Below are 9259 nucleotides of genomic sequence, written 5' to 3' on the forward strand. Positions count from 1 at the left end.
CGGCGCGCTTCGCGGACCGCCGCGCGGCCGGGATGCGGTCGGGCCGCGCCGCCGTGCCGTTTCACCGGCTGAAATAGCGAATTACGCGAGAGGGCGTAGATTTTACGAGGGGACGGCCAGGTGAAAACGCAAATTAGTTTCCGTACGATCTCGGCTGTTTATGACCTAGAGTGACCTGAAAATAGCTGCGTCCCCACAGCGCGCTGTGCGGTGAGATGCAACGGCCGCTGTGAGGGGGGAGACACATGGTATCCATCGGAAACCACTCGACGTCAGTACGGTCGACGCCGCGCGGCGGCCGTGCGGGCCGTCACTCGGCGGTATCACGCTCGGAGGAAGGACGCCCATGGAACCGCTGACCAGCGACATCATCCCGCCGTCCGGCTGGACGGTCGAACGGTTTGGGAGGGACGAGGTCCGGTTCCGGCCGGAGCGGTGGCGGATCGCCGTCGAGGCGAAGCACGTCCCGGGTCACGGCTGGGAACTCCGGTGTCGCGAATCCGCGGGCGAGGCGAGCAGCGTCAGGTCGCTCGGGTACGCGCCGACGCGGCAGGCTGCGATCCAGGCGCTTTTCAGCTGCATGCGGGGGATCAATCGGGCCGCGCGACGGGCCGGAACCGACGCGCCGATGACGCTCGCGTCGCTCGTCGGAGAGATGGCCGGGCGGCCGGACGTTCGACCGATGTCGGCCGACTGGCGGCGCGCCGCGCCGCCCTCTGCCACTTCGCCGCCGACGGAACCCGCCGACCGGCCGGACGTCGGCGGACGGGATCCCGAGCGCCCGTGGCGCGCCCCGGACCGTCGCGAGGAGGACGAGTCCGACCGATCCGACGGGTCCGGCAGGGAATCGGACGGCGGCTCCGACGGCGGTTCGAACGCCGACCCCGACGACGGATCGAGCGCCGACTCGGCGTCGGGCTTCGTCGCCAACTGACGGCGACGGCGCCCCTTTTCGACGTGTTACCTGTCGTCCGCCCCGACGAGTCGAGACAGCTCCGCGGCCCCGTGGGCGAGCGACTCGGCCGGATCGCTCGGGTCGTCGTGCTCGTAGACGATCCAGTCGACGCCGGCGCGGCGAGCCGCGTCGACGGCCGCGTCGACGTCGAGGTCGCCCTCCCCGAGTTCGACCGGGGTTCGCGCCTCGAACGCGACGTCCTTGAGGTGGACGATCGGGATCCGGTCGCCGTACTCGTCGAGGAGCGCGACCGGGTCGTGCCCGGCGGCGGCGGCCCATCCCGCGTCGAGTTCGATCGAGAGCCGGGCGTCCGTCTCGGCGAGCAGCCGCTCGAAGGCGGTCTCGCCGCCGGAATCGGCGGGGGAGACGGCGCGGTCGGCGGCCGACGCGGCGCTATCGTCGGCCGATGCGACGTCGTCGCCGAGGCCGACGAACTCGTGGTCGTGGTTGTGGTACGCGAGGTCGAGTCCGACGTCGGCGAGGCGGTCCGCGAGGTCGGAGAGCCGCTCCGCGGTCCGCGAGACGGCATCCGCGCTTTCGAACGCCTCGTCGGGGAGGTACGGGACGACGACGGTCTCGCAGCCGATCGCCCGGTACCGGGCGACGGCGTCGTCGAACTCGGCTTCGAGCTCGTCGATTCCGACGTGCGCCCCTGCGACGGCCAACCGGTTCGCCGAGAGCGCCTCGGCGACCGCGTCCGGAGACGCGTCGCCGAGGCCGGCGAACTCGACCCCCTGAAACGGCGTGTCGCCGACGCGGTCGAGGAGGTCGGGGAGCGGTTCGTCGAGCGCGCAAAGCGAGTACAGCTGGATTCCGGTGCGCATACCCGCCCGTCGTCGACCGGCGCCTAAGGGTTTTCCTCGCGCCCGTCCGAAACCGCCGCGCGTTTCGAGCCCGCCGCGGCGGTCGGGGCGTCCCGGCCCGGGAGCGTCGACCCCCAGGTTCTTCTCCCTCGGCCCCCTCTCGCCGGGCGGATGCGATCTCACGCCTGCTACCGCTGCGGATCGCGGGTTCACCCCGCCCGCGACGCGTACGCGGCGGTCGACGTTCTCGACGCCGACGGCGAGCTGAAGGTGCTGCTCTGTCGGGAGTGCGGCCGGGAGCTCCGATCGTTCCTGAACGCGGACTAGGCTTTTAGTCCCCGCCCCGCCATTCCGCGACATGGACACGATTTCGCTCGGCGTCCCGAGACCGATCCTCGAATCGCTGCCCGAGGGGAGCGACGCGGTCGAACAGGACATGCGGCGCGCGGTCGAGGGCATCGAAGCGCGCGTCAACCGCGCCGTCGAAGAAGCCGACGACGAGTCCGAGGCGGCGAGCTACGTCGTCGACGTGCTCGAACGCCTGAACGATCACCTCGAACGGTACGACGAGTTCGTCCCCGAACTCCGCGCGTGGGGGCAGTCGCCTATCTACGCCATCGCCTGGCGAAACCTCCAGGCCGACCTCATCATGCAGCTCTACGAGGTCGACTGGCTCGCCGACCATCTCGACCGGGAGCGGAACGCCCGACTGGTCGAGGACGGCATCCGGTTCGGCGACCGCTGATCGCGCGCACCTTTTTACCCGACGCGGACCCATCGGGGTGTATGAAGCTCCAACTCCGCTTTTTCGCCACCTTTCGCGAGGCGGTCGGCTCGAAGACCATAGAGCGGGAGTACGGCGAGGGCGCGACCGTGGGCGACGTGCTGGCCGCGCTCGAAGACGAGTTCGACGGGCTGGAGGGGAATCTGCTCGAAGACGGCGGCCTCAAGCCGCAGATCAACGTGCTGAAGAACGGCCGGGAGGTGCTCCACATCGACGGCGTGGACACCGACCTGACGGACGGCGACACGCTGAGCGTGTTTCCGCCGGTCGCGGGGGGCCGATGACGGACGACGCGTCCGCCGACGGCGGGACGGTCCGACGCGAGAAGTCCTTCCGCGGCATCTCCACCCGCCTCGCGATCCACTACCTGACGAACCTCGGCGGCGAGCGTCGGAGCGCGGGCGAGAGAGACGGCGGTGACGCCGATTCGGCGGACGACGGGGGCGACGACGCAGCCGAAGGTGCCGAAGACGACGACGCCGACGACGTCGAGGTCGTCGAGGGCGACGGCTGGCGGGCGACCCTCTCCAGCGACTCGGTCGGCGTCGGCCCGTCCCTGGATCTCACGGAGGTGACCGTCGTCTTCGAGGGCGAGAGAGGAGTGATCGACCCGCTCGTCGAGCGGTTCTCGCAGAAAGCCATGCGCGCGGGGGGCTGATGCCCGACGAGGACCGCCCCCACGACGACAGGTCCGACGACCGCCCCGACGCGGAGCCGCCCGTCGGGGGCGCCGAGTCGGCGGTCGCGGACGGGGACGACGAATCGCCCATCGAGGGCCAGATCCTCCTCCTGACGGCGGCGAAGGCGAGCGTCCCGCCGCAGGAGCTGCCGGGGCTCGTCGCCCGTGCACAGTCGGCTCTCGGGCCGCGGCTCGACGACTACCGACGCCGGTACGAACTCGTCAACGAGACGCCCGACGCCTGCGCGTTCCTCGTCCAGCGGGGCCACTGGGAGGAGGTCGGCGCGGAACTCGGTTTCGAGCGCCGTGAGACCGACGCGATCCGGCGCGCCCACGAGGAGCAGCTCCGCCGCTTCGGATCCCGCGAGGGTCGGCGCGAGGAGTTCGAAGCCGCGCTGGAGATCCGCGAGGCCGCCGTGATCGGACGCTGAGCCGGGGCGAGATCCCCGCGCCGGCGGCGGAACCGCGACGCCGCATCGGCAGACGTTTCACTCGCCGACGGCCGAGTAGGTAGCATGTCACGACTCCGCTCCGTTCCGCCCGAGTTTTCGACCGGCGTGCGGGCGGCCGGGCCGCTCCTGCTCGGAATCGCGCCCTTCGCGCTCGTCGCCGGGGTCGCCGCCGCGAACGCCGGCCTCTCCGTCGTTCAGGCGCTCGGCATGTCGGTGTTCGTCTTCGCCGGGGCGTCGCAACTGGCGGCGCTCGACCTCCTGAGCCGGGACGCGCCGCTCGCCGTCGTCGTCGTCACCGCGGCCGTGATCAACCTCCGGATGTTGATGTACTCCGCGTCCATCGCGCCGCACTTCCGGAACGTGGCCGGCCGAGCGCGGGCGCTGCTCGCGTACTTTCTCACCGATATGTCGTACGCTCTCACCGTCGCGCGCTTCTCCCCCGACGCGCCGGAGCAGCGCTGGTACTACCTCGGCCTCTCGATCACGGTCTGGCTCGTCTGGCAGGCCGGCACCCTCGCCGGGGTGCTGCTCGGCGCGGGCGTCCCGGCGTCCTGGGGGCTGGAGTTCGCCGTCCCGCTCGTCTTCCTCGCGCTGCTCATGCCCGAAATGAAGGATCGGTCGTCGGTCGCGGCGGCGGTCGCCGCCGGCGTCGTCGCCGTCGCCGGCGCGGGGCTGCCGCTGAACCTGGGGCTGCTGCTCGGCGCGCTCTGCGGCGTCGTGGTCGGGACGGTCGCGGAGGCGTCGGTCGGGGTGGGCGCCGAGTGACGACGAGCTACGGCCCGCTCGCGGTGTGGGCGGTCATCGTCGCCATCGGGGTGGTCACCTACGCGATCCGCTTTTCGTTCATCGCGCTGTTCGGCCGGACCGACGCGGTCCCCCCGCGCGTCGGGCGGGCCCTCCGGTTCGTCCCGCCGGCGGTGCTCGCGGCGCTCGTGTTCCCGGCCCTGATCGACGCGCAGCCGACGGTGACGGGGACGCTCGCGGACGACCGGCTCATCGCCGGCACGCTCGCCGCGGTCGTCGCGTGGCGCACCGAGAACGTGCTCGCGACCATTGGGGCCGGGATGGTCGCGCTGTGGACGCTGCGGTTCCTCCTCTGAACGCGCCCTCCGTCCGACGACTTCGCCGCCGGATCAGGTCGCGCTCTCGCCCTCTCCGCCGCGGACGACCGGGCTCACCTCCATCGCGGTGAAAATACCGAGACGACCGCGTCGGACCCGTCGCACCTCCAGTCCAGCCTCTGTCACCACTTCGGTCGGCTCCTGGTTCCACCGGCAGCCCATCTTCTCGAAGTGCTTCTCCGCCCGCCAGTCCTGGAACCGGGCGACGGGTCCGACGCTGCTGCGCCCGTGCTCGAACAGGAGGATCCGCCCGTCCGGCTCGCAGACGCGCGCCATCTCCCGCAGGACCGCGGCGGGATCGGGAAACGTACAGGTGGACAGCGCCGAGATCACCGCGTCGAAGCTGTCGTCCGGGAAGTCGAGGTCGGCGGCGTCCATCGCGCGGAGGTCGGCGTCGACCCCGAGGCGGTCGGCCCGCGTTCGAGCGCGGGCGAGCATCTCCGGGCTGAGATCGACGCCGACGAGATCGACGCCGTCGGGGAGGTACCGGAAGTTCGTCCCGGTGCCGCACGCCACGTCGAGGACCCGCCCCTCCGCCCGCGAGAAGAGGCGTCGGCGCTGCCGGCCGACCAGCAGGCGATCGATCGGTTCGGCCAGGGCGAACCGCGGGGCCTGCTCCGCGTAGATCGCGCGCAGTTCGTCCGCGGATTTCGCGGGGCGTGGCTCGTCGCTCATGGCGCGGAGTTGGGCGCGCGGCGGGAAAAATCAGTCGCGGACGCGCCGTTCGGTCGGCGCTCACCCTCACGGCGGAACGCCGCTCAGTCGTCAGCCGGGGCGGGACTGTCGCCGCTCGCGCTGACGCCGGTGCCGGGGCCGATGTCGATTTCGAGCTCTTCGAGCTTCTCGTCGGGGACGACGCCGTCGACCCAGCCGCGGTGCTCGTAGTACTCCTCCTTCATCTCGTCGAGCTCGCACAGCTCGCCCTCGGAGGCACCCTGGCCGGGGATCGCGCCCTCGCCCTCGACGAAGCGGGACGGCAGCGAGTCGTCCGCCCCGTCGAAGCCGGCGAGGTTGTTGTAGTAGCGTTCGAGGTTGTAGATGCGCTCGCCCGCCTTCATCAGCTCGTCCTCGGTCAGGTCCTGTCCGGTCATGCCGTTGTACTGCATGACGTACTCCTCGATGCCCTCGGCGAAGGCGTTGAACTTGCAGATGTCGAACGAGTCCGAGATGGCGTGCAGGTCCTGGAAGGCCGCACAGAGCTCGCCCTTGCCGCGCCACTCGTACGGATCGACCTTCTCCGGGATGCCGAGGATCTCGGCGGCCGGCGTGTAGCCGCGCAGGTGGCACGCGCCGCGGTTCGACGTGGCGTAGCCGATGCCCATGCCCTTCATGCAGCGCGGGTCGTACGCCGGGATGCTCTGACCCTTGACGCCCAGGGAGTTCTCGCGGGCATCGAACTCCTCGGCGAGGATCTCCGAGCCGTCCGCCAGCGCGTCCGCGAGGTCGCCGTCGCGCTCCGCGATGCGGCCGATGAGGTCGATCATCTCCTCGGAGTCGCCCCAGTCGATCCCCTCGTCGAGGTCGTCGAACTTGCCCTCCTCGGTCATCTCCATCGCCATGGCGATCATGTTGCCCGTCTCGATGGTGTCCATCCCGTAGCCGTTGCACCGGTCGATCATCACCGCGATCTTGTCGCGGTCCGTGTGACCGGAGTTGGGGCCGAGCGCGAACGCCGACTCGTACTCGTAGGACTCCATCCGGACGTTCATCTCCTCGCCCTTGTGCATCGCCGACACCTCGACCTCCTTCTTGCAGGCGACCGGGCAGGAGTGACACGTCGGCTCGTCGACGAGGATGTTCTCGCGGACGTTCTCGCCCGAGACGCGCTCGGCGTCGATGTCGGGGCCGCCGTCGTCGCGGTAGCTGTGGGTGCTGGTGTAGCGGCCGTTCCGCGTCGGCAGGCCGTCCATCTCCTCCGTGATGTTCATCAGGACGTTCGTCCCGTACACCGAGAGCCCCCCCTCGTTCGGCGCGGTGACGTCGGACTCGCGGATGACCTGCATCGCCTGCTGGTAGCCCTTCTGGAACGTCTCGGGCTCCTTCGGCTTGGGCATCCGGGTTCCGGACTTCACGACGACCGCCTTGAGGTTCTTCGACCCCATGACGCAGCCGGTGCCGCCGCGGCCCGACGCCCGGTCGTCCTCGTTGACGATGCAGGCGTACCGGACCTGGTTCTCGCCGGCCTGACCGATCGCCATCACGCTGAGGTTCTTGCCGACCGCGCCGTCGACCTCCTCGCCGAGCGTCTCGATGGTCTCGTGGACGCCCGTCCCCCACACGTGCGAGGCGTCGCGGAGCTCTACCTCGCCGTCCTCGACCAGGGCGTACACCGGCGTTTCGGACCTGCCGGTGAAGAGCAGGCCGTCGAAGCCGGCCCACTTGAGCCGCGCGCCGCTCCAGCCGCCGTGGTGGGAGTCGGTGACGGTCCCTGTGAGGGGGGACTTCGTGCAGACGGCGATCCGACCGCTCATCACCGTCTGGGTGCCGGTGAGCGGGCCGTTCATGAACGCCAGCAGGTTGTCCGGTCCCATCGGATCGACGTCCGGCCCCTGCTCGAAGACGTACTTCACCCCGAGGCCGCGCGCGCCGATGTACTTCTTCGCGTCTTCGTCGTCGATGCTCTCGTAGCGCACGTCCCCCTCCGAGAGGTCGACCCGCGCCACGTGATCCTGGAAGCCGCCGAGTTCTGTCATTGTAATAGTCGTTAGTTATATTGGGGCCGAAGCGTGTTAGTCGTTGGCTCGTCGACGTAACGGGATTCGGTTACGCGCCCGGAACGCCCGGACGGCGGGGAGACGCTCCGCCCGGCGGCGACGTCGCCGGCCGTCACTCACCGACCGTCCCTCCCGGGCGTCCTTCTCAGATCGATCTCGGAGCCTTTATCCTTCCCGCGGGACCGGTGCGGGACGTGTTCCATCGCGCCGCGCGGAACCGCCTTCGTTGGGTCGTCGTGGGCTGTCTCGCCGTCGGACTCCTCGTCGCGTCGGTTATCTCATCCCCCGCCGGCGCGGCGACCGGCGGTCCCCTCGGGCTCGTCGGACTGGACAAGTGGCTTCACGCGCTCGGCTACGGCGCGCTCGCGGCGGCGATCGCCGCCGCCGGATCCGGCCGCGGACCGCGTGCCGCCCTCCTGGCGGCGCTGGCCGCCCTCTGCTACGGCGTCGCCGTCGAAGCGGTCCAGGCGTTCGTCCCGGCGCGGCGGGTCGACGCGGCGGACGTCGTCGCCAACGGCGTCGGCGCCGTCGTCGGCGCGACCCTCGTCGATCGGGCGGTGCCGGCCGTCCGCCGGACGCTCGTCAGGGCACGGCGAGGTCGGCCGTGACCCTCCCGCCGGGCGCGATCACGATCCACACCGGACCCACCGGCGGGCAGGTCATCCAGCGGTAGACGGTCTCCGGGCCGGCCGCCGTCCCGAGCGACAGCGTGTACGGACCCGACCGGCGAAACAGCGTCGGATCGCGGCGCGACTCGCCCGGACCGAGGCGGTACCGGCGGACGGCGGTCGCCCCGCCCGTTTCGAACCGCACCGCGAGCGCGTGCGGCCGGTCGTCGTCGTTCACTAGGACGCCGACCGCGTGGTCGCCGCCGCAACCGACGTCGATCCGGCCGCGCCGAACCGTGACGAAAAGCTCCGTGTCGACCTCGCACCACCTGCCCCGCGCCCGATCGCCGCCGCTCTCGGCCGCGACGGTCGCCGCGCCGCGGCGCTCTCCCACCGGCAGGACGAGCCTCGCCCCCGCGGGCAGGTCGTACCGGTACCGGAGGCGGTGCTCGGGTCCGTCGACGCGGAGCCGGACCGATCGCGGGACCGAATCGCGGTTTTCGACGCGGAGCGTCGGCTGGTACCGCACCGACGCCGTCTCGGCTTCCGTCGGGAATCCGACCGCCCGTCCGCCCCGCGAGACCGGCGGACAGTCCGGCTGGCAGCGGACGACGGGGACGAACCGGACGCCCGCGCCGACGGCGATTTCGAGGTCGCTCAGCGCCCCCCCGACGCGCCACGCGTACTCCTCGCGCGGCCCCTCGTGTCGACCCGACCTGACGCTCTCGACGACGACCCGGTACTCGCCCGCGGTCCCGACGAGCGAGGGGTACTCGGCGCTCTCTCCCCGGTCGAGCGCGAGGCTGTCGACGAACACGGGGCTGTCCCCGTCGTCCACGGCGACGGTGACGTACCGCTCGTCGGGTCCGACGTTCCGGAGGACGACCCCGTGCGCCCGCCGGAGCGGTTCGCCGCCGCCCCGGTACGGTCCGGCCGTCTTCGGCGACTGTCCCCCCTCCGTCTGCCGTCCGCCGGCGGGCGATCGCGACTCCCTCGACGCCGCTCCGCACCCGGCAAGCCCGCCGAGGACGGCGAGCGCGAGCAGCCGTCGACGGTTCATGCGAGATAGTATCACCCGAAGCCGCATGAACCTTGCAGGCCGGCGTCCCGGTAGCGTTCAGATACGCGGTTGCCGCGAGGAGT

The 9259-nt window shown here is 71.2% G+C and carries 13 protein-coding genes; 9 read left to right on the forward strand and 4 right to left on the reverse strand.

The window, feature by feature from the left end; genetic code table 11:
• Positions 1 to 346 precede the first annotated feature (346 nt).
• The gene (locus CNO20_RS22500; protein WP_143423129.1) at positions 347 to 934 is read left to right on the forward strand and encodes a hypothetical protein; all 588 of its coding nucleotides are present in this window, start codon (positions 347 to 349) and stop codon (positions 932 to 934) included.
• A 26-nt stretch (positions 935 to 960) separates the two neighbouring features.
• Here CNO20_RS22500 and CNO20_RS01720 read toward each other — a convergent pair whose 3' ends face one another.
• Complete coding sequence (locus CNO20_RS01720) at positions 961 to 1779, reverse strand: sugar phosphate isomerase/epimerase family protein (RefSeq protein ID WP_101294302.1); 819 nt, start codon at positions 1777 to 1779, stop codon at positions 961 to 963.
• Between the two features lie 150 nt (positions 1780 to 1929).
• Here CNO20_RS01720 and CNO20_RS22865 point away from each other — a divergent pair, with 150 nt between their 5' ends.
• The 7 genes from CNO20_RS22865 to CNO20_RS01750 all read left to right on the forward strand — a co-directional run bounded on the left by CNO20_RS22865 (position 1930) and on the right by CNO20_RS01750 (position 4773).
• On the forward strand, positions 1930 to 2085 hold the full coding sequence (locus CNO20_RS22865; RefSeq protein WP_158237351.1) for a hypothetical protein: 156 nt from the start codon (positions 1930 to 1932) through the stop codon (positions 2083 to 2085).
• Positions 2086 to 2116: 31 nt separating this feature from the next.
• Entirely contained in the window at positions 2117 to 2503 is a 387-nt protein-coding gene (locus tag CNO20_RS01725; RefSeq protein WP_101294303.1) for a DUF7971 family protein, read from the forward strand.
• A gap of 41 nt (positions 2504 to 2544) precedes the next feature.
• Positions 2545 to 2826, forward strand: coding sequence for a ubiquitin-like small modifier protein 1 (locus CNO20_RS01730; RefSeq protein WP_101294304.1), 282 nt, complete (start codon positions 2545 to 2547; stop codon positions 2824 to 2826).
• Positions 2823 to 3200, forward strand: a complete 378-nt coding sequence (locus CNO20_RS01735) for a MoaD-like domain-containing protein (protein WP_101294305.1) — start codon at positions 2823 to 2825, stop codon at positions 3198 to 3200. Before CNO20_RS01730 ends, CNO20_RS01735 begins: the two co-directional genes overlap by 4 nt.
• A complete protein-coding gene (locus tag CNO20_RS01740; protein WP_233203864.1) occupies positions 3200 to 3652 on the forward strand; it encodes a DUF8048 family protein in 453 nt (150 codons plus the stop codon). Before CNO20_RS01735 ends, CNO20_RS01740 begins: the two co-directional genes overlap by 1 nt.
• A gap of 84 nt (positions 3653 to 3736) precedes the next feature.
• Positions 3737 to 4438 (forward strand): AzlC family ABC transporter permease, encoded by a 702-nt coding sequence (locus CNO20_RS01745; protein WP_101294306.1) that lies wholly within the window; start codon positions 3737 to 3739, stop codon positions 4436 to 4438.
• On the forward strand, positions 4435 to 4773 hold the full coding sequence (locus tag CNO20_RS01750; protein ID WP_101294307.1) for an AzlD domain-containing protein: 339 nt from the start codon (positions 4435 to 4437) through the stop codon (positions 4771 to 4773). Before CNO20_RS01745 ends, CNO20_RS01750 begins: the two co-directional genes overlap by 4 nt.
• Positions 4774 to 4806: 33 nt before the next feature.
• Here CNO20_RS01750 and CNO20_RS01755 read toward each other — a convergent pair whose 3' ends face one another.
• Both CNO20_RS01755 and CNO20_RS01760 read right to left on the reverse strand, forming a co-directional pair.
• The gene (locus CNO20_RS01755) at positions 4807 to 5469 is read right to left on the reverse strand and encodes a class I SAM-dependent methyltransferase (RefSeq protein ID WP_101294308.1); all 663 of its coding nucleotides are present in this window, start codon (positions 5467 to 5469) and stop codon (positions 4807 to 4809) included.
• 83 nt (positions 5470 to 5552) lie between these two features.
• A complete protein-coding gene (locus tag CNO20_RS01760; RefSeq protein WP_101294309.1) occupies positions 5553 to 7487 on the reverse strand; it encodes an aldehyde ferredoxin oxidoreductase family protein in 1935 nt (644 codons plus the stop codon).
• A gap of 215 nt (positions 7488 to 7702) precedes the next feature.
• Between CNO20_RS01760 and CNO20_RS01765 the strand changes: the two genes are divergently transcribed.
• On the forward strand, positions 7703 to 8116 hold the full coding sequence (locus CNO20_RS01765; protein WP_143423130.1) for a VanZ family protein: 414 nt from the start codon (positions 7703 to 7705) through the stop codon (positions 8114 to 8116).
• Here CNO20_RS01765 and CNO20_RS01770 read toward each other — a convergent pair.
• On the reverse strand, positions 8091 to 9176 hold the full coding sequence (locus CNO20_RS01770) for an Ig-like domain-containing protein (protein WP_101294310.1): 1086 nt from the start codon (positions 9174 to 9176) through the stop codon (positions 8091 to 8093). The two genes, CNO20_RS01765 and CNO20_RS01770, sit on opposite strands and share 26 nt — an antisense overlap.
• Positions 9177 to 9259 lie beyond the last annotated feature (83 nt).

It is taken from the genome of Halegenticoccus soli (genome assembly GCF_002844195.1).
GTDB lineage: Archaea > Halobacteriota > Halobacteria > Halobacteriales > Haloferacaceae > Halegenticoccus > Halegenticoccus soli.

What these genes read in the sequence shown, in the direction of transcription:
- CNO20_RS22500 (WP_143423129.1), top strand. Translation starts at nt 347, where the DNA reads ATGGAACCGCTGACCAGCGACATCATCCCGCCGTCCGGCTGGACGGTC.
- CNO20_RS01720 (WP_101294302.1), bottom strand. Translation starts at nt 1,779, where the DNA reads ATGCGCACCGGAATCCAGCTGTACTCGCTTTGCGCGCTCGACGAACCG.
- CNO20_RS22865 (WP_158237351.1), top strand. Translation starts at nt 1,930, where the DNA reads ATGCGATCTCACGCCTGCTACCGCTGCGGATCGCGGGTTCACCCCGCC.
- CNO20_RS01725 (WP_101294303.1), top strand. Translation starts at nt 2,117, where the DNA reads ATGGACACGATTTCGCTCGGCGTCCCGAGACCGATCCTCGAATCGCTG.
- CNO20_RS01730 (WP_101294304.1), top strand. Translation starts at nt 2,545, where the DNA reads ATGAAGCTCCAACTCCGCTTTTTCGCCACCTTTCGCGAGGCGGTCGGC.
- CNO20_RS01735 (WP_101294305.1), top strand. Translation starts at nt 2,823, where the DNA reads ATGACGGACGACGCGTCCGCCGACGGCGGGACGGTCCGACGCGAGAAG.
- CNO20_RS01740 (WP_233203864.1), top strand. Translation starts at nt 3,200, where the DNA reads ATGCCCGACGAGGACCGCCCCCACGACGACAGGTCCGACGACCGCCCC.
- CNO20_RS01745 (WP_101294306.1), top strand. Translation starts at nt 3,737, where the DNA reads ATGTCACGACTCCGCTCCGTTCCGCCCGAGTTTTCGACCGGCGTGCGG.
- CNO20_RS01755 (WP_101294308.1), bottom strand. Translation starts at nt 5,469, where the DNA reads ATGAGCGACGAGCCACGCCCCGCGAAATCCGCGGACGAACTGCGCGCG.
- CNO20_RS01760 (WP_101294309.1), bottom strand. Translation starts at nt 7,487, where the DNA reads ATGACAGAACTCGGCGGCTTCCAGGATCACGTGGCGCGGGTCGACCTC.
- CNO20_RS01770 (WP_101294310.1), bottom strand. Translation starts at nt 9,176, where the DNA reads ATGAACCGTCGACGGCTGCTCGCGCTCGCCGTCCTCGGCGGGCTTGCC.